This window comes from Xanthomonas sp. LMG 12462 (genome assembly GCF_009192885.1).
Classification (GTDB): Bacteria; Pseudomonadota; Gammaproteobacteria; order Xanthomonadales; family Xanthomonadaceae; genus Xanthomonas_A; species Xanthomonas_A sontii.
Genome location: NZ_NMPP01000026.1, coordinates 51588 through 75219, shown reverse-complemented (window position 1 = coordinate 75219; position 23632 = coordinate 51588). Strand labels below are relative to the sequence as shown.

Below are 23632 nucleotides of genomic sequence, written 5' to 3'. Positions count from 1 at the left end.
CCGGACGCAATGCACGACACTCAGCTCGCCCAGCAGATCGCCAACACCATCGCCGCCGAGATCGGCGCGCAGCCGGCGCAGGCGCGCGCCGCCATCGCCCTGCTCGACGAGGGCGCCAGCGTCCCGTTCATAGCGCGCTACCGCAAGGAAGTCACCGGCGGGCTCGACGACACCCAGTTGCGCAATCTCGAAGTGCGCCTGACCTATCTGCGCGAACTGGAAGAGCGCCGCGCCGCGGTGCTGGCCAGCATCGCCGAACAGGGCAAGCTAAGCGACGAACTGCGCGTGGAGATCGTCGCCGCCGACACCAAGTCGCGGCTGGAAGACCTGTACCTGCCATACAAGCCCAAGCGGCGCACGCGCGCGCAGATCGCCCGCGAGGCCGGGCTGGAACCGCTCGCCGATGGCCTGCTGGCCGATCCGAGCCAGGTGCCGGAAACCTTCGCCGCCGGCTTCGTCGATGCCGACAGGGGCGTGGCCGACGTCAAGGCCGCGCTGGAAGGCGCGCGCGCGATCCTGATGGAGCGCTGGGGCGAGGATGCCGCACTGGTCGGCGAACTGCGCACCTGGCTGGGCGAGGTGGGCGTCATCCGCGCCCGCGTGGCCGAGGGCAAGGAGCAGGAAGGCGCCAAGTACCGCGACTACTTCGATCACGCCGAAGCACTGGCCAAGATTCCTTCGCACCGATTGCTGGCGCTGTTCCGCGCGCGCCGCGAGGAGATCGTGTATCTGGAGCTGGATCCCGGCAACGAGGCCGAAGCCGGCCACCAGTACGCCGAAGGCCGCGTCGCGCTGCGCGCCGGCATCGCCAACCAGGGCCGCCCGGGCGACCGCTGGCTGCTGGATGCCTGTCGCCTGACCTGGCGCGCCAAGCTGCACATGCACCTGCTGCTGGATCTGTTCAACCAGGCGCGCGAAAAGGCCGAGGCCGAGGCGATCGCGGTGTTCGGCGACAACCTGCAGGATCTGATGCTGGCGGCGCCGGCCGGGCCGCGCGTGACCCTGGGCCTGGACCCGGGCATCCGTACCGGCTGCAAGATCGCGGTGGTCGATGCCACCGGCAAGCTGCTGGCCACCGACACCATCTATCCGCACGAGCCGCGCCGGCAGTGGGACCAGTCGCTGCACACGCTGCGGCAGCTGTGCACGCAGCACGGCGTCGAACTGATCGCGATCGGCAACGGCACCGCCAGCCGCGAGACCGACAAGCTGGCCGCGGACCTGATCAAGCAGAACCCGCAGCTGAAGCTGGAAAAGATCGTGGTCAGCGAAGCCGGCGCCTCGGTGTATTCGGCGTCCGAGTTCGCCGCCAAGGAGTTCCCGCAGCTCGACGTGTCGCTGCGTGGCGCGGTGTCGATCGCGCGGCGCCTGCAGGATCCGCTGGCGGAACTGGTCAAGATCGAGCCCAAGGCGATCGGCGTGGGCCAGTACCAGCACGACGTCGACCAGTACCGCCTGGCGCGGGCGCTGGACGCGAGGGTGGAGGACTGCGTGAACGCGGTCGGCGTGTACGTCAACACCGCCTCGGCGGCGCTGCTGTCGCGCGTGTCCGGGCTGTCGTCGAGCGTGGCCGAGAACATCGTGCGCCACCGCGACGACAACGGCCCGTTCAAGCGCCGCAAGGACCTGCTCAAGGTGCCGCGGCTGGGCGACAAGACGTTCGAACAATGCGCCGGCTTCCTGCGCATCGCCGATGGCGAGGAGCCGCTGGACGCTTCGGCGGTGCACCCGGAAGCCTATCCGGTGGTGGAGCGCATCGTCGGTGCCACCGGCAAGCCGATCAAGGCGCTGATCGGCGATGGCGGCTTTCTGCGCGGCCTCAAGCCGGACCAGTTCACCGACGAGAAGTTCGGCCTGCCGACGGTGCGCGACATCCTCAAGGAACTGGAAAAGCCGGGCCGCGATCCGCGCCCGGAGTTCAAGGCGGCACGCTTCGCCGACGGCGTGGAGGACATCAAGGACCTCAAGCCGGGCATGGTGCTGGAAGGCGTGGTCAGCAACGTCGCCGCCTTCGGCGCGTTCGTCGACATCGGCGTGCACCAGGATGGCCTGGTGCACATCTCCGCGCTCTCGGACAGCTACGTCAAGGATCCGCGCGACGTGGTCAAGGCCGGCGACATCGTCAAGGTCAAGGTGCTGGAAGTGGACGTGGCGCGCAAGCGCATCGCGCTGACCCGGCGCCTGGACGACACGCCCGCGCCGGCGCGTCCGGCCGACCGCGACCGCGACGCGCGTGGCGCTGGCGGCCCGCCGCGGCGCGAGCGCGACGGGCGTGGCAATGCGGGCGGCGGCAATGCCAAGCCGCGGCCGGCTGCCGCGGCGCCGGTCAACAGCGCGCTGGCCGACGCGTTCGCGCGCGCCAAGCGCAGCTGAGGTTCCGGGAGAGCCGGCGCGCTTGCGCCGGTGCATCCAGTGCCGGCCACACGGTGCGGCCGCGCAGCGCCGACTCAGGCCGATTCGGCGCTTTGGCTCTGGTCGGTGGCGAGCGCGGCCGGTACCGGCGCCACCAGCGATGCGGCCAGCCCGAGCAGCTTGACCGGATCCACCGGCTTGCCCAGGTGCGCGTCGAAGCCGGCCTCCAGGGCCAGCGCGCGATCCTCGCTGCGCACGTAGGCGGTCAGCGCGATGGCCGGGATGCGGCTGGCTGCGCCGGCACCACGGGCGCGGATGCTGCGGATCAGGCTGTGGCCGTCGCGGCGCGGCATGCCGACGTCGCTGACCAGCAGCGCATAGGGCCGTTCGCGCAGCAGCGCTTCGGCATCGTCGGCGCAGACCGCGGCCTCGACCACGGCACCGGCTTCCTGCAGGAAGCGCTGGGTGACGCCCCGAGAATCCATGTCGTCGTCCACCACCAGCACGCGCACGCCATCCAGGCGAATGCCGTCGCGCCGCAGCATGCCGCCGGACAGCGCGGCGTCGTTGCCACGGCGGATCGGATCCAGGCTCTGCACGTCGTTGCGCGGCAGTAGCAGGGTGAAAGTTGCGCCGAGGCCGACGCCTTCGCTGCTGACCGACAACTGTCCCTGGTGCAGTTCGGCCAGCTGCTTGGCGATCGCCAGGCCCAGGCCGAGGCCGCCGGCGCTGCGCGTGCTGCTCGCGTCGGCCTGGCGGAAGCGGTCGAACACGTGCGGCAGGAACGCCGGGTCGATGCCGATGCCGGTATCGCCGACGGCGATGCGGACGTGGGTGCTGGTGCTGTCCAGGGTCACTGTGACCGTGCCGGCGCTGGGGGTGAACTTGATGGCGTTGCCGATCAGATTGGTCAGCACCTGCTGCAGCCGCACCCGATCGCCCAGATAGGGCAGGGCGGTTGCTTCGTCGGCGACCAGCGCGATGTCGATGCCCTTGTTCTGCGCGCCGGGGCGCGCCGCATCGATGGTCTCGCTGAGCAGTGCGCGCAGGTCCAGCTCGCCGGCCTCCAGGCGGACCTTGCCGGACAGGATGGCGCTCATGTCCAACAGGTCGTCGATGATCTGCGCCTGCGAATGCGCGCTGCGCTCGATCACCTCCAGGCCCTTGCTCAGGTCCTTCTGGCGCACCGCATCGTCCTGCATCAGCCGCGACCAGCCCAGGATCGCGTTCAGCGGCGTGCGCAGCTCGTGGCTGAGCGTGGCCAGGAACTCGTCCTTCATGCGGCTGGCGCGTTCGGCCTCGCTGCGCGCGCTCTGCTCGGCGGCGAGCAGTTGCTGCAGTCGCAGGTCGGTGCCGCGGCGCTCGATGATGATGCCGGCCAGGTGCGAGGCGGAGCGCGCAAGATCCTGTTCGTGCGGGTTGGGGTAGTGCACGAACGGGTAGTACAGCGCGACCACGCCCAGCACTTCGCCGTCGCTGGCCAGGATCGGCGTCGAGCAGCAGGCGACGATGTCCGCCTCCAGGGCGGTCGCCAGATACGCCTGCCAATGCGGGTTCACCCGCACGTCGCTGCACAGCACCTGCCGGCGCAGATAGGCGGCGCGCCCGCAGCAGCCGGTGTTGGGGTCGATCGGCAGGCGCTGCACCGCCTTGCGGAAGGCGGGCGGCATGCTCGGCGCGGCGCCTTCCAGCAGGCACTGGCGGTGCTCGTCGACCAGCATGATGGTGCAGCGCAGGCCGACATCGCTCTGCGACTCGATGCCGCGCGCGATCGCCTCCAGCACCGTGCTCAGCGGCTTGCCGGTGGTGATCATCTCCAGCGCCGCACGCTCGGCGGTGGTGGCATTCTCGATGCGCTTGCGCTCGGCGATGTCCAGCAGCGAGCCGATGAAGCCCAGGAACTGGCCGGACGAACTGAAGCGCGGCGTGGCGGTGTCCACGCACCAGCGGTACTCGCCGTCGTGGCGGCGCAGGCGGTATTCCACGGTGTAGGCGCGGCGGTCGGCGCAGGCGCGCGCCAGGGTACGGCCGACCGTGGCCAGGTCGTCGGCATGGATCATTTCCTGCCAGCCGCTGCCCAGCGCCTCCTGCTCGCTCTGCCCGGTGAACAGATACCACTGGCGGCTGATGTATTCGCAGTCGCCGTCGGCATTGGACATCCAGATCATCACCGGCGCGTTGTCGCACAGCTGGCGGAAGCGCAGTTCGCTTTCCTGCAGGCGCTGCTCGACCAGACGGCGGTCGTGGATGTCGGTGTTGGTGCCGATCCAGCGCACGATGCGGCCGCTGTCGTCGCGGATCGGCAGGGCGCGGCCGAGATGCCAGCGGTACTCGCCGTCGTGGCGGCGCAGCGGGTACTCGATCTCGTACGGCTTGCCGCTGCGCAGCGCTTCCGGCCACACCTCCATCACCCGTGCCAGGCCTTCCTCGGTGTGCACATGGCGCCAGCTGTCGTAGCCGGCCTCGCCGACCGGCAGCCCGGTGTACTCGTACCAGCGGCGGTTGAAGTAGTCGACGTGGCCGTCGGGCATGGCGGTGAACACGATCTGCGGCATCGCATCGGCCAGTTCGCTCAGGCGCGCGGCACTGCTGGCCAGTGCGCTTTGCGCACCCGCGCGTTGCATCGATTCCCAGCAGCGCGCCGCCACCAGCCGCACCAGCTCGATCTCCGCCGAGGTCCACACGCGCGGCTGGGCGTGGTGCACGCCGATCGCGGCCACCAGGCGGCCGGCCTTGTGCAGCGGTGCGGTCAGCACGGCGCGCATGCCCAGGCGACGGTAGTTCTGGTCGTCCAGGCGCATCGGCGGCTGGTGGGTCTCGGTGTCCTGCACCACCCACGGCCGGTTTTCGCGCATGCAGTCCAGCAGGTCGCTGCCGAAATCGCTGAAGCGCGAGCGCCCGGTCAGGTGCGAGGCGCCGTCGACGTAGTCGGCGCGCACGTCGAACACGTCCTCGTCGGCCTCGACGATCGCGTAGGCGCAGCGATTGGCGCCGAGGTGCTGGCCGAGCAGGGCGGCACCGGTCTCGCAGATGGCTTCGGTGCTGTGCAGGTTCTGCAGGGTGTCCTCGAGCATCAGCAGGAAGCTGTCGTGCGCCTGCGCGCGCGCCTGTTCGGTGCGGTCGATGCCATGCACCAGGATTCCGCTGACCCGGCCCTCGGCGTCGTGCATCGGCTGGTACACGCATTCCAGCGTGGTGTCCGAGGTCGCTTCGTGCGGACTGCGGCACAGCTGGAAGGTCATCGACTCGTCGATGAACGGCACGCCGCTGGTGCGGACGTTGTCGAGCAGGCCAATGACGCCCTGATGCTGGATTTCGGGGATGGCCTCGGTCAGCGGCCGGCCGACCACCTCGCGCGGTCCGACCAGCTGCTGGTAGCGCCGGTTGACGGTCTCGATCACGTAATCCGGGCCGCGCAGGATCGCCAGCGCCGCCGGCGACTGCTCGAAGGCATCGGCCATCTGCGCACGTTGCGCGTCCAGCGCCTTCAGCAGCGTGTCGCGTTCGCGCGCCAGGGTGATCCGCGCCGTATCCTCGGTGCACACGCACAGCACGCCGGCGATGCGGCCCTCGTCGTCGAACAGCGGGCTGTAGGAGAAGGTGAAATACACCTGCTCGCCGTAGCCGTTGCGCATCATCGTCAACGGAATATGTTCGTTCCAGGTCGATTCGCCGCTGGCCATCACCTGGTCGGCCTGCGCCCGCACCTCGGGCCAGACGTCCGGCCATACCTCTTCCATTGGCCGCGCGAACCCTTGCGGGTGCCGCAACCCGAGGATCGGCACGTAGGCGTCGTTGTACAGGTTGAACTGGCGCTCGCCCCAGCGCACCGCCATCGGGAACCGCGAGTTCAGGCAGATCGACAGCGCCGTGAGCAGGCTCCGCGGCCAGTGCTCCATCGGGCCCAGTTCGTGCTCACGCCAATCGATGGCGCGCAGCAAGGCCCCCGTGGCGCTGCCGGCGGGAAACCGGACAGGAGGCGGCGAACAGTCCTTGGCGTTGATGGCGGAGTTCCTCGAAGCGTTCCCGCCAGGCGGCGGGCTTACGGCCGAGGATTCTCAGGGGCGCGCGGTCGTCTTGGCGTGAGCGTCCTGCAAGGCCTTGATCAGCTGCTCGGACAGGTACGGCTTGGTCAGCACCACGCCGGCGGCGAAGCCGGGAGGGAGCGCGTCGGCGGCCACGCCGGTGGCGAGCACGAAGGGGGTGCCACGTTCGCTGAGCGCCCGGGCCACCGGTTCGCTGGTCTCGCCGGCGGAGAGGCGGAAGTCGAGCACCGCCCGGTCCGGGCGCTCGCTGTCGATCAGCGCAAGGGCCTGCTGCACGGATGCGGCGATGCCGACCACCTCGGCACCGGCCTGGGCAAGCTGCAACTCCAGCAGCGTGGCGTTCATTTCGTCGTTCTCGACCACCAGGATACGCAGGCCCCGCAATGCCGACATCGCTTGCTCGTTAAGGTTTGGGAACGGAAAGTATAGCGGGACCGTCACTGCCACCGCCTAGACAAACGGGCGCAGGAAGATGAAGCGTTTACCTGTGATCGACGTCGACGTGCGACGCGGCGGTCGCGCAAAAAACAAACGGCAGCCGAAGCTGCCGTCAGTCCTGGTGCCGAAGGTGGGACTCGAACCCACACGCTTTTAAGGGCGGCGGATTTTGAGTCCGCTGCGTCTACCGATTCCGCCACTTCGGCGCGGCCGCGGAGTATAGCCGACAGTTCGGTCGCGCCGCCAGCGCATCTGCATTTGCCGTCGTCGGAGGAGGCGGGGGGAATGGCAGTGGCCATGGGTACTTCCCGAGCACATCTCTATGTGCGTCGCACGTTAGGCGAAGCATTCTGTTGCTGCCGACCGCGCAAGGGGCGCGCAAATCCACCCGTTGTGCCGATATCGGCAATCATCGACACGAGTGGCGGAGGGCTGCGGAGGCGGATTGGCGCCGTGTGCGGCGAGTTCCGCAGGTCGCCTCCATCGTTGGACGTGAGGCGCAGACGTCGCGCAATGCAGGCGTGCGCGCGGATGCTGCCGGTCGTGGCGAGGGCGTGTGCGGCGTCGCGAACGTTCCGAAAAAAACGCTTGCGTGTGCCGATCACGATCGTTAATATTCCGCTCCTCGCAGCACGTGGGGCCATAGCTCAGCTGGGAGAGCGCTTGCATGGCATGCAAGAGGTCGCCGGTTCGATCCCGGCTGGCTCCACCAACTTTTCGGACATAGGCCGTCCGCAAAGGCGACATCGTTACACAGCGTCCCCATCGTCTAGAGGCCTAGGACATCACCCTTTCACGGTGGCGACCGGGGTTCGAATCCCCGTGGGGACGCCATTTTTCGCAGGAATTCCTCGCGCGCATCCGGGTTCGGCTCTGCCGAACGCACTGAGTGCGGGGTTTGTACATCGGAAGAAAGTCGGGTAAGATTCCGCTTCTGCCAGTACACGTGGGGCCATAGCTCAGCTGGGAGAGCGCTTGCATGGCATGCAAGAGGTCGCCGGTTCGATCCCGGCTGGCTCCACCAACTTTTCGGACATAGGCCGTCCGCAAAGCAACATCGTTATCCGCGTCCCCATCGTCTAGAGGCCTAGGACATCACCCTTTCACGGTGGCGACCGGGGTTCGAATCCCCGTGGGGACGCCACTTTTCGAAAACACCCGGCACTGCCGGGTGTTTTTTTATGCGTGCGGCGGCTGCGAGATGCGGCAAGCATGCGCTGGAAGCCGGGTGGATCGCTGGCTTCTTCGAGCGAGTGGTGCTGCTGTTCCTTGTCTGCCTGCATCCAGGATGTGCGAGGGCGCCCGTACCCTCACCCCAACCCCTCTCCCGAGGGGAGAGGGGCTTTGGCTGCTCCCTTCTCCCTCCGGGAGAAGGTGCCCCGCAGGGGCGGATGAGGGTCCGGGCGTCGCCTCGCATGGCCAGATTGGTGCAGGCGCTGCGCGCCCCGGACCCTCACCCCAATCCCTCTCCCGGTGGGAGAGGGGCTTTGGTTGCTCCCTTCTCCCTCCGGGAGAAGGTGCCCCGCAGGGGCGGATGAGGGTCCGGGCGTCGCCTCGCATGGCCAGATTCGTGCGGGCGCTGCGCCCTCCGTACCCTCACCCCAAACCTTCTCCCGGAGGGAGAGGGGCTTAATGGGGTTGGTGCTGCATCGATGAAGGGCTGACGCTGCGCCAGATCAATGCAGCAGCCGGCGGATCTGCAGGATCGCCTGTGGCGTGCGTTGCACGCTGTGTCCGGAGACGATCACCGTTTCCGAGGCGGCGCCGGGCAGGTGGGCGCTCCAGTACGGCACGATGCCGTCGCTGGACTGCGCCAGCGGTACGCGCGGATCCTCCTGCCCGATGATGGAGTGATAGGTCACCTGTGGTGAGATCGGCAACTGCGCCGCGGCGAGGATGAAAGGGTCGTGGTCGCTGAGGCTGTCGATGCTGTTGGGCAGCCCGTCGAGCATGTTCTTGCCCGCGATGTCCTGGAACTGGTCGAGCACGCGCCGTGGCAGCCCGATCACGGCGCGTGCCAGTTCGCCCACCGTGCCGGCGGCTTCGGGCGTGCCGCGCTGCGGGGTGGCCAGGAAGATCGCCTCGGAGACTTCCGGCATCGGTGCGAACTGCAGCATCGGTCCGAGCCTGGCGTGCAGTGCCTGGCGCGCCTGCGGATCCAGCGCCGCCCCGTCGAACAGGGTTCGCCACAGCCGCTCGCCGTCGCTGGAAGACACCATCAAGCGCGCCAGCACGCCGCCCATGCTGTGCCCGATCAGCACCATGTCATGTGCGGAGACGCTGCGGCGTTGCGGATCGAACTGGTCCAGCGTCTGCTCAAGGGCGTTGCGAACCTGCAGGTGGGTGTAGGGAATCGGCAGGTTGGTCGGGTAGTAGACGAACCAGATCTGATAGCGCGCGCGGACCTGCGGATCGCCGAGCAGGTCGTTGGCCAGGTTGACCCAGGCTTCCGGGCTGCTGGCCAGCCCGTGCAGCAGCACCAGCACGCGCCGGTTCGGATCGTAGGGCTGGGTCAGGAACACGTGCGGCCGGTCGATGCCGTGCCCGAGGCCGAGCAGGGTGCGCAGCGATTGCGCGGCGAAACCGGCGCGCGCCATCCACACGCCGTAGCCGGCGCTGAAATTGGCCGCCAGCGGCACGTCGATACCGCCCATCGTGACCCGATCGCCGAGCGAGGGGTCGTGGACCTCCACGTGTGCGCTGTGGCTGGCCAGCACCTGCTTGAGCGTGCGGCCATCGAAACGCAGCAACACCGTGAGGTTGGGGGTGGGCATGTCGCTGTAGACAGGAGTGGCGTCGGTGCTGCGGATGGCCTCCGCCGCCCGCTGCGGCAGGACCGCGACCATCTCCGCGCCGAAGCCATCGCGCCGATACACGCTGCGCAGTCCGTCGAAACGCAGGCCGCTGGCCGCCAGCATCGTCTCGGGCATCGGCATGTCCTGGGGGTTGCCGACGCCGCTGGCATCCAGCGTCACCGTCCAGTCGGGCAGGGCGGCGATCTGCGCGCCGGCCTCGTGCGTGGCCGGCGGATGCCGCCGGTAGCGGGCGAACAACGCGGTCACCGACTGCTGCACGGCGTAGTTGTAGTAGTCGCGCACCTGGGTCTGGCGTTCCTCGAAAGCGCGTTCGCTGGGCGTGCGTGCGCTGAAGAACAGATAGGCGTAGGCGTAACGCGCGGTCTGCAGCCAGACGGCCAGCGCGGCATCGCTGTCCGGGTGCTGCCTGGCGGCGCGTTGCGCGGCCAGCAGCGACAGTTCCGCCGCCGTCGCCAGGGTGCGCTCCTGGTCCATGTCGGCATTGCCGAGCAATCGGTCGATGCATGGCGGCACCGTCGCCGTGCAGCGTGCCGCGTCGAGGCCGGCCACGTTCAGCGTCTGCAGCGCGGCATCGCTGGGGCGCGCGGTGCTCAGCGCGTCGCCGCGCTTGGCCTGGATGTAGCGCGCCGCATCGACGCGTTGCAGGGTGACGCTGGCACAGCCGCCGGCGCACAGCGCCATGCACAGCACGACGCAGGCCAGGATCGCGCGGTGCCAGCGCCGCCGCTTCATGCCGCGACCTTCGCCGGCGTACCGGCGCGGCGTGCGAACAGCAGGTCGTACAGCACCGGAATCACCCCCAGGGTCACCAGCGTGCCCAGGGCCAGGCCGCCGATCATGGTGATGGCCATGCCGGTCCACAGCGGCCCGGCGAACAGCATCAGCGGGATCAGGCCGACGATGCAGGTCAGCTTGGTCATCACGATCGGGCGCAGGCGCTTGACCGCGGCGGCGATCACCGCCTCGTGCCGGCTCAGGCCATCGGCCAGTTCGGCCTCGATCCGTTCGAGCAGCAGCACCGCGTTGTTGACGATGATGCCGGCCAGCGCGAGCAGACCGAAGGTGGCCATGAAGCCGAACGGATAACCGGTGACCAGCAGGGCGAGGGTGGCGCCGATCAACACGAACGGAATGCTGGCGACCACGATGAACAGCTTGCGGAACGAATTGAACTGCCACACGAACAGCAGCAGGATCGCGCCCAGCGCATGCGGCATGTATTGCAGCAGCGCCTGGTTGGCTTCGGCGGCGTCCTCCAGTTCGCCGCCCATCTCGATGCGGTAGCCCGGCGGCAGGCGCAGCGCCGCCACCTTGTCGGCCAGCGCGGCCACCACCTGGTCGGTGGTCAGGTCCGGGTTGCGGCCGGTGATGGTGATGGCGCGGCTCAGGTTGCGGCGCTGGATCGTCGAGGGTTCCGAACTCAGTTGGATGTCGGCGATCGCCGACAGCGGCAGCGGCGCGGCGCCGGAGGACGGGTAGATCGGGGTGTCGCCGGGATTGCCGCTGCGCGCACCAGGGCCGCTGTCGCCGCGCAGCACGATCGGAACGTTGCTGCCGTCGTCGTGGATCACCGAGGCGTCCACGCCGCTGTAGCGCAGTTGCAGCGCCTGGGCGATGTCCTCGCTGGCGACGCCGGCGCGGCGCGCCTTGGCCTGGTCCACCTGCACCACGTAGCGCGGAATGCGGCTGTCCCAGTCGTCGCTGACGTCCAGCGTGCCGGGCAGGGAGCGTAGGGCGTCGGCGATGCCGGCGGCGATCCGGCGCAGTTGCGTTTCGTCCGGGCCGATCACCCGGTAGATCGCCACGCCGGATTCGGTCGAGCCCAGGGAGAATCGCTTGGGCTCGGCGCGTACCGCCGGGTAGGCCTGGCGCAGGTGGGAGCGCACCTTGGCGATCAGCGCATCGATGTCGCTGCCCGGCCGCACGCTGACGGTGAAGTAGGCGATGTTGGCCGCCGGCAGCGGCGGGTTCAGCCCGAGCACGATGCGCGGGCCGCCGTCGGCGACGTAGCCGATGCTGTCGACGATCTGCGGGTTCTGCCGACGGTCGGCTAGCCACTGGCTGATCGACTGCACGGTGCGCAGGGTCTCGCGCGCATCGCTGCCCGGTTGCAGGGTCACCGGCATCTGGAACTGCAGGCGGTCGGACTTGGGCAGGAAGCTGTACGGCACCGAGACCAGCACGGTCACCGCCAGCGCCAGCAGGGCGAGCATGCTGCCCAGGAACAGCGCCTTGTGCGCCAGCAAGGCCTCGATCGCCCGCCGGTACAGGCGGTACGGTCCGGACGTATAGGTGTCGCCATGGCCGTCGGCCGGCGCGACATGCGCGCGGGCGAAGTACATGCACAGCAGCGGGGTGATGGTGATGCTGAGCAGCCAGGAGCCGAGCAGGGTCACCGCCAGCACGATCGCCAGCGAACGCATGTATTCGTTGGTGCTGGTCTGGCCGAAGAAGAACGGCGAGAACGCCAGCACGATCACCAGGGAAGAGGTCAGCAGCGGGATCGCCAGGCTGCGGCCGGCGGCCTCGCAGGCGGCGCGACGTTCCTCGCCGGCGGCCAGGCGCCGCTCGATGTCCTCGGCGATGACGATGCCGTTGTCCACCAGCAGGCCCAGCGCCAGGATGATCGCGGCGATGGACACGGTCTGCAGTTCCACGCCCAGCACCCGCATCGCGATCAGCGCGCCGAGGATGGTCAATGGCACGATCGCGCCGACGATCAGGCCGGTGCGCCAGCCGAGAAACAGCATCACCACCGCCATCACGATGACGATGGTCTCGCCCATCACGTGATGCATCTTGCCCATCTCGCGCTCGACGACGTCGGCCTGGAAGGTGACCACGTGCTGTGCGAAACCCACCGGCAGCGCCTTGGCGGTCTCGCCCAGGGTGCGGCGCAGCGCCTTGCCGACCTCGGCGACGTTGTTGCCCGGGGCCATCGACACCGCCACCACCACCGCCGGCTGGCCCTGGTAGATGGCGCCGGCCTCCGGCGGATCCACCGGCATCAGTTCGATCCGCGCCAGCTGCGCCAGCGGGATCTGTCGCGGGCCGTCGGCGCCCTGCGTCGCGATCGGGGCATTGCGCAGGTCGTCGAGGTCGCGCACCTCGCCGGAGGTGGTCACGGTCATCGTCATGCCCGACGCGGCGACCAGGCCGCCGCCGGCGACCACGTTCTGCGCGCGCAGTTGCTGCGCGACCGCAGCCGGGGTGAGGCCGGCTTCGCCCAGCCTGGTGCGGTCGAAGGCGACATAGACGCGCTCGTCCCGCAGGCCGTGGAAGGTGACCCGCTCGACGCCCGGCACGGCGTACAGCTGCGCACGCATTTGCCGCAGCGGCCCGAGCATCTCCGCAGTATTGAAACCGGGCGCGGTGACCGCGATCGAGGCGATGGCGACGCGGCCGAAGTCGTCGTCGACCAGCGGCCCCTGCGTACCCGCGGGCAGCTCGGCACCGGCCTCGGCCGCCTTGCTGCGCACCCGCTGCCACAACGCCGGCAGGTCCTTGACGCTGTCCTGCGCGGTGACCTGCACGATGGCGCTGCCGGGATGGATGGTGGTGACGATCTTCTTCAGCCCGCTGACCTCGCGCAGCCGTTCCTCCAGCGGACGCGCGAGCAGGTTCTCCACGCGCTCGCTCCGCATGCCGGGGTAACCGACCTGCACGATCGCATCGCGCACGGTCACGCTGGGTTCCTCCTGCGAGGGGAAACCGAGAAAGGTGACGATGCCGCCGATCAGGATCAGGGCGGCGCTGAACAGCGCCAGGCGGCTCGATTGCAGGGTGGCGCGGGTGAGGTTCATGGCGAGACGGTGCCGAGACGGGTGGTGGGACGGAACGGCACGACGTGCTGGCCGTCGTGAAGGAAGGCGGCGCCGGCGGCGACGATGCGCTCGCCCGGAGCCAGGCCACGCAGGATCTGCACGCGGCCGCCCTCGGCGTGCCCGGTGACGACCTGACGGCGGCGCACGCTGCCGCTGTCCTGGCGGTACACGAACAGCATGGTCTGGCCGTCGGCCATGCTCGGGATCAGCGCACTCAACGGCACGCTCGGCGCCTGATCGGCGGCGCTGTCGGGCAGGGCCAGCAGCAGCGATTCGCCGCTGCGCGGCTGCGCCGCGTCGGCGCCGGTGCTGTCGAACAGCGCCTGCACGGTGGCCCCGCCGTCCACGCGTTCGGACACGCTGCGCAGGCGCAGCGGCAGCGCCTGCTGCGGCGCGCTGCTGCGGTAGGCGAGGACGCGCTGGCCCGGCTGCAGTGCCGCCGCGCGATCGGCCGGCAGCGTCGCCAGCACCTGCGCGCGATCGGCGCCGTCCAGTTGCAGGACCGGCTGGCCCGCGCTCACAAGACTGTCGGGCTGCTGCAGGCGTGCCACCACGCTGCCGTCGAACGGTGCGCGCAGTTCCGATTGGCGCACCGCGCGGCGCGCCAGCGCCAGGTCCGACTGCGCGCTGCGGACCTTCGCCTGCGCCGCGGCGAAGGCGCTCTTGGCCGCGGTCAGGGTCGCGGCCGAGGCGGCGCCGTCGTCGAACATGGCCTGCTGCTGCGCGAGCTGGGTCTGCTGCTGCTGCAGGTCTGCCGCGGCGATGCCGACGCCGGCCTCGGCCTGCTGCAAGCGCAGGCTGTTCGGTTCCGGGTCCAGGCGTGCGAGCACCTGGCCGGTGCGCACGCGGTCGCCCACGTCCACGGCGATGGCGGCAATGCGGCCGCCGCCTTCGAAGCCGAGATCGGCGCGTTGTTGCTGGCGCACCTGGGCGAGGTAGCGGGTGCTGTCGCGTGCGGCATCGCTGCCGACGGTTTCCAGCTTGACCGCGCGCGGCGCGTCGGCGGGCGGTGCGGCCTCGCGGCCGCAGCCGGACAGCGTCAGCACGGCCAGCGGCAGGCACAGCGTGAGAAGCAGGGTGGGGCGCAAGGTCATGGTCGGCGATGTCCCGAAAGCGATCAGAAGGTGTAGGTGACGGTGGCGCCGCCGCCGGCAGCGGCGCGGCGACGCACCACCGGGCTGCCGTCGGCGGGGCCGACGTAGCGGGTGGCGTTGAGCAGCAGCGAGGCGGTCCAGTGCGGCGACAGGGTGTGATCCCATTCGGCGCCGACGGTGTAGGCGTACACGCCGGCATCGGCGCGGTGCGGTTGGAATCCGCTGGTCAGGCTTTGCGCCTCGGTGACGCCGAAGTACGCCTGGTTGAAGCGGCGGTCGCCGACGTGCGCGTCCAGGTCCAGGGTCACGTTGTCGGCCGCCGCCTGCAGCAGGGTGAAGCGCGCGCCGGCGCGGTAGCGGTTGCGGCGCGCATCGTCCTTCAGCGCGAACTCCGCCTCGGCGTCCAGCGCCAGGTACGGGGTGAGCTGCTGCATGACCAGGCTGCGTGCGGTGATCGCGCCGGGCACGTCGCCCATGCCGGCCAGGCGCTTGGAGCCGGGGCGCCAGCTGCTGTTGCGCTGCAGGCGGCCCAGGTCGTAGCCGAATGATTGGCTGGCGGAGAAGCCGTGCGCGTTCTGGAACTGGACGCCGGCGCCGCGCAGCGTGTCCGCGAACAGGATGCCGCGCTGTATCGAAAACACCGGCACCGCCTGCACGCGGTCGTCGGCGGAGCCGGGATAGCGCGGAGTCAGCATGGCGCCGGCGCCCACGCTCACTTGGGTGCGGTCGCCGAACAGGCCGGCGCTGGGGGCCGGATCGGTGTCTGCGGCGTGCGCGGCCGGCGGCAGCGCCAGCACCGCCACGGTCAGCGTGGGCGACAGAACGGACAGGAGATGTTTCATCGGAGCAACCTCGTGCGGGGGAAAGGTCATCAGGGCGCGTGCGGCAGCGGCACGCCGTAGAACGCGCGGAACAGCGCGATGCGATCGAGCAACAGGTCCTGGCGCGCCTGCAGATGCGCCAGTTCGGCCTGCGCGGCCTGGATGTCGCCGGCCAGCAGCTCGGGGCGGTCCTGCAGACCTTGCGCGACGCGCTGCTGCAGGCGCGCCACACGCTGGCGTTCGCGTTCGAGATTGGAGCGTTCGCCGCGCTCGCGCTGCTGCAGCGCCGGCAGCGCATCCAGCGCATCGGCGACCTCGCGGAACGCGGCCTCCACGGTCTTCTCGTAGTCGGCCACTGCGCCGTCCTTGCGCAATTGCGCGAGATCCAGATTGGCGCGGTTGCGGCCGCCGTCGAACAGCGGCAGCAGCAACTGCGGCATGAAGCTCCAGGTGCGGCTGCCGGGCATGAACAGGCCGTTCAACGCCTCGCTGGCGGTGCCCAGCGAGGTGCTCAGGCGGATCGACGGGAAGAAGGCGGCGCGTGCGGCGCCGATGTCGGCATTGCGCGCGCGCAGTTCGGCCTCGGCCTGGCGGATGTCCGGGCGCTGCAGCAGCAACTGCGAGTCGAGGTCGCGCCAGGTGCGGCCATCGTCCTGCCCGGCACCCGGCAGCAGGTCCTGCAAGGTGCCGGCGCCGTCCGGCGTAGCGTAGCCGGCGAGCAGTTGCAGGGCGCGGCGAGCGGCGGCGTGATCGCTGGTGGCCTGCTGCGCGCGCGCCTGCGCCTGGTCGTCGTCGTGGCGCTGGCGGTCCAGCGCATCGCGGGAGATCAGCCCGACCGTCTGCTGGCGCGTGGCGATCGCCAGCAGTGCGGCACTGCGCTCGGCGATGGTCTGCGCCTGCTGCTGGCTCTGCAGGGCAGCACGCTCCAGTGTGTAGGCGCGCAGCACCTCGGCGATCAGCGCACCGCGCGCCGCCTGGCGGCCGTCTTCGGAGGCCAGGTAACGCTGCTGCGCCGCCGCCGACAGCGAGGCCAGCTTGCCGAACAGGTCCAGTTCGAAGCCATCCACGCCGACCGCGACGGTACTCAGCTTCTGGCCATAGCGCGCCTGCGTGGCCGCGTCGTCGTAGCTGCGGCGCGCGCCCTGGGCATCGAGGCCCAGCTGCGGCAGCTGCTGCGCGCGTTCGATGCGGTACTGGGCGCGCGCCTGCTGCACGGTCAGCACGGCATTGCGGAAGTCCGGATCGTGGGCAAGCGCCTGGGTCAGCAGCGGGGCCAGGTCGTGCTGCGGCGAGAATGTCCGCACGAACTGCTGCTCCTGCTCGGTGAGCGCACTATCGCTTCGGCCAGGTGCCGCGGCCACGGTTGCGGTGGCCGCGCCCAGGGTGGGTGGCAGTGCGGTTTGCGGGCGCTGGTAGACCGGCGCCAAAGAGCAGCCACCCAAGGCGAGTGCGAGAAGCCCGAGCAGGACGCGGGTGCGACACGGGAGAAGCGGCAGGGACGATAGAATCATGGCAGCGGTCGGGTGATCGAACTCGACTGCCAGCATCGGCGGGCATGTTCAAGCCGCCTTCTAGGAATCTTCAAGATTCCATCAAGACGTCAAACACGGGCACCGGGCAATGCACGCGAAGAAGATCCTGCTGGTCGAAGACGATGCCGATAGCGCCAGCATCCTCGAGGCCTACCTGCGCCGCGACGGCTTCGAGGTCACCATCGCCGAGGACGGGCAGAAGGCGGTGGCGGTGCATGCGCAGTGGAAGCCGGACCTGGTGCTGCTGGACGTGATGCTGCCGCGGCTCAGCGGCACCGAGGTGCTGTCCACGATCCGCCGCAGCAGCGACACGCCGGTGATCATGGTCACCGCGATGGGCGACGAACCGGAGAAGCTCGGCGCGCTGCGTTACGGCGCCGACGACTACGTGGTCAAGCCGTACAGCCCCAAGGAAGTGGTGGCGCGGGTGTATGCGGTGCTGCGCCGCGCCGGGCCGGCGCGTGCCAGCGAGGAGCCGCTGCGCCACGAGCGGCTCACCGTGGACACCGCCGCGGTGCGTGCCACCGTGCGCGATGCGGACGGCCACGAGGTGGCGCTGGAACTGACCCCGACCGAGTTCAACATCCTCGCGACGCTGATGAAGACGCCGTTCAAGGCCTTCACCCGCAGCGAACTGCTGGAGATCTGCCTGCCCGACAGCGACGCGCTGGAACGGGTGGTGGATGCGCACGTGCACAACCTGCGCAAGAAGCTGGAACACGAGCAGGTCACCGGCCTGCTGGTGACGGTGCGCGCGATCGGCTACCGCTTCCGATGAACTGGGCCTGGTTCCGCCGCAAACGCCACGCGCCGCTGTGGCAATGGGTAGGCCTGCGCATGAGCGCGCTGGCGGTGCTGACCATCATCGCGATCGCGCTGGGCATGGTGCTGCGCTTCGCGATCTGGGACGTCTCCACCCTGAGCCGCCTGCCGCCGCAGGCCCGGCAGGAGATGCTGCAGCTGCGCGAGGATCCGCACAGCAATGCGCGGCGCCTGTGGGAACTGTTCGAAACCTATTACGACGTGGCCGACTTCCTGCCCGGGCTGGCCAGCCGCGACTGGTGGCTGCTGGCTGGCATGGTGCTGGCGTCGATCCCGGTGATCGTGATCTGCGGCCTGCTCGCTTCGCGGCCGTTGTCGCGGCAGTTCTCCAACGTCGCCGAGGCGGCGCGGCGGATCAGCGATGGCGATTTCGCCGCGCGCGCGCGCGTGGTGCCCGGCGCCCCGGACGAACTGGCCGGGCTGGCGACGGACTTCAATGGCATGAGCGCGCAGCTGCAGCGGTACGAGCGCGAGGTGCGCGAGTCCAGCGCGATGCTGGCGCACGAACTGCGCACCCCGCTCAACGCGGCGATGGGGCGGGTGCAGGGCATGCTCGACCAGGTGTTCCCGAGCAGCGAGGAGCAGTTGCGCATGGTCCAGCGCCAGCTGGAGCAGATCAATCGCCTGGTCGGCGACCTGCACCTGCTGTCGATGGCCCGCGCCAACCAGTTGATGCTGGAGCCGCAGCGGTTCGCACTCGGCGCCCTGGTCCGCGAACGCCTGACCTGGGCGGCGCAGCCGCTGCAGGAGGCCGGCATGCAGGTGCAGGTGCGCATTCCCGAGCAGTTGCACATCAGCGCCGACCGCGACCGCCTGGGCCAAGTGCTGTCGGTGCTGATCGACAATGCGCTGCGCTACGCCGCGGCCGGCGGCGAACTGGCGTTGGAGGCGCAGGCCGATGCCGATGGCGTGCTGATCCGCGTGGCCGATCGCGGTCCTGGCGTCGACGAGGAAGCGCTGGCGCGGATGGGCGACCGTTTCTGGCGCGCCGACGACTCGCGGGCACGCCATTCCGGCGGCAGCGGCCTCGGCCTGTCGATCGCCGCGGCCATCTGCCAGGCGCACGGCGGCACGCTGGAGTTCGCCAACCGCGCGGGCGGCGGGCTGTGCGCGCGGGTGCGCCTGCCGCATGCGCCTGCCGGCGACGCGGATGCGCTGGTCACAGTTGCGTCCGCGGCGAACCCGCGCAAGCGCCTGGCCTGAGGCTCGCAACGGCTGTGGGATGTGGCGGGGGCTTGGCCAGCGGGAGTGGCGCACAATTCGCCCCATCGCAGCGTCCGTGCTCGATGTCGCGGCGAACGGCGCCTCGTCGATGAACCCTTCGACCGCGGCACGTCCACGCGCCGAACTGCGGAGCGCAGATGTGGTTCTGCATCTGGCTGTCCACGCGGCACGAACCACCGATGACCGGCTTGGCGGTAAAGTGCATCAAGGCCGACACTGCATCGGCCGCCCCATGCCGCAACCGGATCCCGCAATGCGTGTAGCCAGCACCGCCATCCCGACCGGAACCACCCCCGCCGAATGGCGCTCCATCGAGCACGCCGCCACCCGCGAACTGCAACGCCGCACCGAGGCGGCGCATACGGCGGTGATCGCGCTGCTGCAGACCCACGCCGCTGCGTTCAGCGCGAAACAGCGCGCCCAGATCCGGCGGCGGTTGGCGCGGGGCGGCTGAACCCCGCGGCCGCAGGTGCGGCAGTGCGATATGCGAGGAGTGCGTGACACCGCTGCCAGCGAGGGCATGACAGGCGCCATCGACCGGCGTCGCATGCCCAGTTGTCAGCGCAAAGGCACACGCGGTCGGTGGGCCAACGAGGCAGCCGCCCGCGTGCCGCGTGTCCGGCGCCGACCATGTCGCTGATTGCCACACGACCTCGGCTATCATCGACCAGACGCTGAGATGAGTAAGGATATGGAAGTGCGACTCACGCGCGAGCAGGTCCTCGCGCTTGCGCCGGATGCGGCATCGGCCAAGGCGGCCGCCGGCTTGGCCACGGACGGGAAGTGGGGCCTGCTCGGTGCCGACGCCGAGGTGCTGTGGGGAGAATGCCAGGGCAGTGGTGCCAAGCCCTACCAGACCCAGGTGGACCTGGTCGCACTGGTCAGCCGTTGCTCGTGCCCCAGCCGCAAGTTTCCGTGCAAGCACGGGCTGGCCATGCTGCTGCTGTATGCCGACGGCAACCCGCGCTGCGTGCCGGGCACCCGCCCGGCCTGGGTCGAGGAATGGATGCAGGGACGTCGCGAACGCGCGGCGCGCAAGGAGGAAGTCGCCGCCAGCAAGCCGCCGCCCGATCCGCAGGTCCAGGCCGCGGCGGCGGCCAGGCGCGAACAGGCGCGTTGGGCGCGCATGCAGGCCGGCGCGGCCGAACTGCAACGCTGGATCGCCGACCAGTTCCGCCAGGGCCTGGCCAATCTGGGCGCGGAATTCGACCAGGACGCGCGGCGCATGATGGCGCGCATGGTCGATGCGCAGGCTCCCGGCCTGGCCGCGCAGTTGGAGCGCGCCGTGGGCGAGGGCAGCCGCGATCTCGCGCAGCTCGCCGACCTCGGCGAACGCCTCGGCCTCCTGCAACTGTTGGTCCAGGCGGTGCCGCGCGCCGGGGAGTTCAGTGCCGCGCGCCAGGCGGACCTGCGTGCCGCGCTGGGCTGGCCGCTGGAACGCGACACGGTGTTACGCGAAGGCGAGGCGGTGCACGATCGTTGGCATGTGCAGGGCCAGCACCTGATCGAGCAGCCGAGCAATCTGCTGGAACGCCGGGTGTGGCTGCAGGGCCTGGACAGCGGCCGCCCCGCGCTGCTGCAGGATTACAGCCACGGCGGGCGCGGATGGGAGCAGCATTGGCGTAACGGTCATGTGCATGCCGGCTGCCTGCATTTCCATCCGGGTACGGTGCCGTTGCGCGCCGTGCCGGGCGAACTCGATCCCGGCGTGGAGGCCGGCGCCGCGCTGCCGCGCACCGACACCCTGGACGCCGCCGCCCGTGCGCATGCGCTCAACCCATGGCTGCCGCAGGTGCCGATGCGTCTGCAGGAGGCGCAGATCGCGCACGACGGCCGCAGCGTCCGGGCGCAGCACAGCGAAGGCAGCCTGCCGTTGCAGCTGCCCGCGATGCAGGGTTGGGCGTTGCTCGCGTTCGCCGGCGGTCATCCTGTCTGCCTGATGGGCGAGTGGGACGGCGACACGCTGTGGCCGCTCAGCGCGTGGAACGCACAGGGCGAGCGTTGGGAAAGGAGCGCGGCATGAACGAGGCCTGGTTGAAACCGGCGCTGCTGGGCATCGATCGCCCGCAACGGATTGCCCTCGATGGCGCACTCGGCGAGGTGCTCGCCGCCATCGCCACGCAGGACGATGCCGCACTGGGCTACAGCCTGCAGGTGGGCGCGTTGGCCGCCTGCCGGCGTGCGGCGCTGCGTCTCGGCGCGCCACTGCCGCTACCGCCGCCCGCGCCGCCCGATCCGCAAGCGCTGCCCGCAGACCATGCCTGGGTGCCGCTGTTGCGGGCGCTGTTCGCCAGTGCGCAGCCCGCAGCGTGGCTGAAACGCCTTCGCCACGAAGGCTGCCTGCAACTGGCCGCACGCGGCCAGCATCTGCCGGTCGCAGTACTGCCGCAGGCATTGGACGCAGGCGCGCGCCTGAGCGCGCTGCGGGGCGCATTGCGCCCGGTGCTGGGGGCGCGTGGTCGCTGGCTCGCGGCGCGCAATACGGAGTGGACCTACGCCGCCGATGCGGTAGCGGCGGCGCAGACGCCTGCCGATCTGGCGCGGATCTGGGAGGAGGGCACGTTCGATGCGCGCCTGCTGGCCTTGCGGCAGTTGCGCGCGTCCGACCCCGACGGCGCGCGCCAGCACCTGCAGGACGCGCAGAAGGAACTGTCCGCACGTGAACGCGCCGCCTGCGTCGATGCGTTGCAGCCGCAGTTGTGCGAGGCCGATGCGCCGTTCCTCCAGCAATTGCTGAAGGACCGCAGCCGCGAGGTCCGCCAGTTGGCCGGGCCGATGCTGGCGCGGTTGCCGTCCACCGCGCACGCGCAGTACCTGCAGGCGCAGATGTCGGCGGTATTGCAACAGCAGCGCACCGGCCTGTTGCGCCGAGTGACCTGGACCCTGGAGGCGCCGAGGGCGGCCGATGCCAGGTGGAACGAGGCGGCCATCGACAGCAAGCGGCCCGACAGCGACGCGCTCGGTGAGCGCGCCTGGTGGCTCTATCAACTGGCGCGGCAGTTGCCGCTCGCCTGGTGGTGCCGCACGCTGGAGAAGACCCCGCAAGAGGTGCTGGCCTGGTCCCGCACCACGGAGTGGGACGCCGCCCTGCTGCGTGCCTGGCTGGAGCAGGTGGACGCCAGCGAGCCGGCCTGGGTGGAAGCCCTGCTCGACGTGGAGCAACGGCAGCGCAGCCCGAGCGAGCTGCTGGCCCTGCTGCCGCCGGAGCGGCGCGAGCGCTACTGGCCGCCGAGTACCGCGCAACTGCAGCGGCAGGCGCTGCTCGGCGAGGTGCTGGCCGGCACCGCCCACGGCCAGCACTTGAGCGCCGCCTATTCGCAGTCGCTGGCGACAGACCTGGGCTCGCTGTTCGGCGCTCCGATGCTGCGCCACGACTATCTGCTGCGCGACGCGCTGCTGGAACTGCTCGCCGTCCTGCATCCATCCGCATTGCCGCGGGTGCAGGTGGCCGATCCGCCGGCGGACGCCAGCGCCGCCTTGCTCGATTGCGTGCAGCAGGCCCGCCAGCTCCTGGTCCTGCGCCGGACCCTGCACGCCGCATCCTGATCCTCACGCCTTCCACTGGAGACCTCATGAGCACTGCCGTCCTGCGCCAGCACGCCGAACACCAATATGCCGAGGAACTGGAGGAACTGCGCCGCCAGGACAACCGCCAGCGGCCTGCCAACTGGCAGCTGTCGCCCTGGGCGGTGGTGACCTACCTGCTCGGCGGCACGCTGGAGAACGGCTTCGTGGTCAGCCCCAAGTACATCGGCGACCGCCGCCTGATGGAAGTGGCCGTGGCGACCATCGCCACCGATCGCGCCCTGCTGCTGTTCGGCGTACCGGGCACCGCCAAGTCCTGGGTGTCCGAACACATGACCGCGGCGATCAGCGGCGATTCCACGCTGCTGGTACAGGGCACCGCCGGCACCAGCGAAGAGCAGATCCGCTACGGCTGGAACTATGCGCAGCTGCTGGCCAACGGGCCCAGCGAGAAGGCGCTGGTGCCGAGCCCGCTGATGCAGGCCATGCGCCTGGGCAAGATCGCCCGCATCGAGGAGCTCACCCGCATTCCGGCCGACGTGCAGGACGCGCTGATCACCGTGCTGTCGGAAAAGACCCTGCCGATCCCGGAGCTGGGCAGCGAAGTGCAGGCGGTGCGCGGCTTCAGCGTGATCGCCACCGCCAACAACCGCGACAAGGGCGTCAACGAACTGTCCAGCGCGCTGAAGCGCCGCTTCAACACCGTGATCCTGCCGGTGCCGTCCAGCGAGGAGGACGAAGTGGCGATCGTGCGCAAGCGCGTGGCCGAAATGGGCGCGGCGCTGGACCTGCCGGCCGAGCCGCCGGCGCTGCAGGAAGTGGCGCGGGTGGTGCGCATCTTCCGCGAGTTGCGCAATGGCGTGACCGAAGACGGCAAGGCCAAGCTGAAGAGCCCGACCGCCACGCTCTCCACCGCCGAGGCCATTTCCGTGATCAACAACGGCATGGCCCTGGCCGGCCATTTCGGCGACGGCGTGTTGCGCCCCGGCGACATGGCCGCCGGCATGATCGGCGCCATCGTCAAGGATCCGGTGCAGGACGCGCTGGTGTGGAAGGAATACCTGGAAACCGTGGTGAAGGAGCGCGAGGACTGGAAGGACCTGTATCGCGCGTTCCGCGAGCAGGCCTGAGCGAGCCG

General features: G+C 70.0%; 14 protein-coding genes and 5 tRNA genes. 11 read left to right on the top strand and 8 right to left on the bottom strand.

What is annotated here, in order from left to right; genetic code table 11:
- Positions 1–9: 9 nt before the first annotated feature.
- Positions 10–2373, top strand: coding sequence for a Tex family protein (locus CEK69_RS07605; protein ID WP_152244812.1), 2364 nt, complete (start codon positions 10–12; stop codon positions 2371–2373).
- A 74-nt stretch (positions 2374–2447) separates the two neighbouring features.
- Here the strand turns inward: CEK69_RS07605 and CEK69_RS07600 are convergent, their stop codons facing one another.
- The 3 genes from CEK69_RS07600 to CEK69_RS07590 form a co-directional block, all read right to left on the bottom strand.
- Entirely contained in the window at positions 2448–6251 is a 3804-nt protein-coding gene (locus CEK69_RS07600; RefSeq protein WP_226975082.1) for a PAS domain-containing protein, read from the bottom strand.
- A 159-nt stretch (positions 6252–6410) separates the two neighbouring features.
- A complete protein-coding gene (locus CEK69_RS07595; protein WP_017909846.1) occupies positions 6411–6791 on the bottom strand; it encodes a response regulator in 381 nt (126 codons plus the stop codon).
- A gap of 164 nt (positions 6792–6955) precedes the next feature.
- Positions 6956–7042: transfer RNA gene (locus CEK69_RS07590), tRNA-Leu, on the bottom strand.
- Between the two features lie 430 nt (positions 7043–7472).
- Between CEK69_RS07590 and CEK69_RS07585 the strand changes: the two genes are divergently transcribed.
- The 4 genes from CEK69_RS07585 (at position 7473) to CEK69_RS07570 (ending at position 7980) form a co-directional block, all read left to right on the top strand.
- A tRNA-Ala gene (locus tag CEK69_RS07585) sits at positions 7473–7548 on the top strand.
- Positions 7549–7594: 46 nt separating this feature from the next.
- A tRNA-Glu gene (locus CEK69_RS07580) sits at positions 7595–7670 on the top strand.
- 114 nt (positions 7671–7784) lie between these two features.
- Positions 7785–7860: transfer RNA gene (locus CEK69_RS07575), tRNA-Ala, on the top strand.
- Positions 7861–7904: 44 nt separating this feature from the next.
- Positions 7905–7980 (top strand) — tRNA-Glu (locus tag CEK69_RS07570).
- 532 nt (positions 7981–8512) lie between these two features.
- Here the strand turns inward: CEK69_RS07570 and CEK69_RS07565 are convergent.
- From CEK69_RS07565 to CEK69_RS07545, 5 genes are read right to left on the bottom strand one after another with little or no spacing between them, the layout of a single operon-like run.
- Positions 8513–10384 carry an alpha/beta hydrolase gene (locus CEK69_RS07565; RefSeq protein ID WP_152244808.1) on the bottom strand — a complete coding sequence of 624 codons (1872 nt, stop codon included), beginning with the start codon at positions 10382–10384 and terminating at the stop codon, positions 8513–8515.
- On the bottom strand, positions 10381–13455 hold the full coding sequence (locus tag CEK69_RS07560; RefSeq protein ID WP_152244806.1) for an efflux RND transporter permease subunit: 3075 nt from the start codon (positions 13453–13455) through the stop codon (positions 10381–10383). Before CEK69_RS07560 ends, CEK69_RS07565 begins: the two co-directional genes overlap by 4 nt.
- Positions 13452–14570, bottom strand: a complete 1119-nt coding sequence (locus tag CEK69_RS07555; RefSeq protein ID WP_152244804.1) for an efflux RND transporter periplasmic adaptor subunit — start codon at positions 14568–14570, stop codon at positions 13452–13454. The genes CEK69_RS07560 and CEK69_RS07555 overlap by 4 nt, the downstream gene beginning before the upstream one ends.
- 23 nt (positions 14571–14593) lie before the next feature.
- Entirely contained in the window at positions 14594–15412 is an 819-nt protein-coding gene (locus CEK69_RS07550; protein ID WP_152244802.1) for a MipA/OmpV family protein, read from the bottom strand.
- A 29-nt stretch (positions 15413–15441) separates the two neighbouring features.
- Entirely contained in the window at positions 15442–16902 is a 1461-nt protein-coding gene (locus CEK69_RS07545) for an efflux transporter outer membrane subunit (RefSeq protein ID WP_193313926.1), read from the bottom strand.
- A gap of 109 nt (positions 16903–17011) precedes the next feature.
- Between CEK69_RS07545 and CEK69_RS07540 the strand changes: the two genes are divergently transcribed.
- The 6 genes from CEK69_RS07540 (at position 17012) to CEK69_RS07515 (ending at position 23624) form a co-directional block, all read left to right on the top strand.
- Positions 17012–17701 (top strand): response regulator, encoded by a 690-nt coding sequence (locus CEK69_RS07540; RefSeq protein ID WP_152182643.1) that lies wholly within the window; start codon positions 17012–17014, stop codon positions 17699–17701.
- Complete coding sequence (locus tag CEK69_RS07535; RefSeq protein WP_152244798.1) at positions 17698–18948, top strand: ATP-binding protein; 1251 nt, start codon at positions 17698–17700, stop codon at positions 18946–18948. Before CEK69_RS07540 ends, CEK69_RS07535 begins: the two co-directional genes overlap by 4 nt.
- Positions 18949–19024: 76 nt before the next feature.
- Positions 19025–19423 (top strand): hypothetical protein, encoded by a 399-nt coding sequence (locus tag CEK69_RS21240; protein WP_226975081.1) that lies wholly within the window; start codon positions 19025–19027, stop codon positions 19421–19423.
- 237 nt (positions 19424–19660) lie between these two features.
- Positions 19661–20992: an SWIM zinc finger family protein gene (locus CEK69_RS07525; RefSeq protein ID WP_152244828.1), complete on the top strand. Its 1332-nt coding sequence runs from the start codon at positions 19661–19663 to the stop codon at positions 20990–20992.
- Positions 20989–22515, top strand: a complete 1527-nt coding sequence (locus CEK69_RS07520) for a DUF5691 domain-containing protein (RefSeq protein ID WP_152244796.1) — start codon at positions 20989–20991, stop codon at positions 22513–22515. The genes CEK69_RS07525 and CEK69_RS07520 overlap by 4 nt, the downstream gene beginning before the upstream one ends.
- Before the next feature lie 26 nt (positions 22516–22541).
- A complete protein-coding gene (locus CEK69_RS07515) occupies positions 22542–23624 on the top strand; it encodes an AAA family ATPase (protein ID WP_017910372.1) in 1083 nt (360 codons plus the stop codon).
- The last annotated feature ends 8 nt before the right edge of the window (positions 23625–23632 follow it).

Coding starts and splice junctions, on each gene's coding strand:
- CEK69_RS07605 (WP_152244812.1), top strand. CDS start 10: ATGCACGACACTCAGCTCGCCCAGCAGATCGCCAACACCATCGCCGCC.
- CEK69_RS07600 (WP_226975082.1), bottom strand. CDS start 6,251: ATGGAGCACTGGCCGCGGAGCCTGCTCACGGCGCTGTCGATCTGCCTG.
- CEK69_RS07595 (WP_017909846.1), bottom strand. CDS start 6,791: ATGTCGGCATTGCGGGGCCTGCGTATCCTGGTGGTCGAGAACGACGAA.
- CEK69_RS07565 (WP_152244808.1), bottom strand. CDS start 10,384: ATGAAGCGGCGGCGCTGGCACCGCGCGATCCTGGCCTGCGTCGTGCTG.
- CEK69_RS07560 (WP_152244806.1), bottom strand. CDS start 13,455: ATGAACCTCACCCGCGCCACCCTGCAATCGAGCCGCCTGGCGCTGTTC.
- CEK69_RS07555 (WP_152244804.1), bottom strand. CDS start 14,570: ATGACCTTGCGCCCCACCCTGCTTCTCACGCTGTGCCTGCCGCTGGCC.
- CEK69_RS07550 (WP_152244802.1), bottom strand. CDS start 15,412: ATGAAACATCTCCTGTCCGTTCTGTCGCCCACGCTGACCGTGGCGGTG.
- CEK69_RS07545 (WP_193313926.1), bottom strand. CDS start 16,902: ATGATTCTATCGTCCCTGCCGCTTCTCCCGTGTCGCACCCGCGTCCTG.
- CEK69_RS07540 (WP_152182643.1), top strand. CDS start 17,012: ATGCACGCGAAGAAGATCCTGCTGGTCGAAGACGATGCCGATAGCGCC.
- CEK69_RS07535 (WP_152244798.1), top strand. CDS start 17,698: ATGAACTGGGCCTGGTTCCGCCGCAAACGCCACGCGCCGCTGTGGCAA.
- CEK69_RS07525 (WP_152244828.1), top strand. CDS start 19,661: ATGGAAGTGCGACTCACGCGCGAGCAGGTCCTCGCGCTTGCGCCGGAT.
- CEK69_RS07520 (WP_152244796.1), top strand. CDS start 20,989: ATGAACGAGGCCTGGTTGAAACCGGCGCTGCTGGGCATCGATCGCCCG.
- CEK69_RS07515 (WP_017910372.1), top strand. CDS start 22,542: ATGAGCACTGCCGTCCTGCGCCAGCACGCCGAACACCAATATGCCGAG.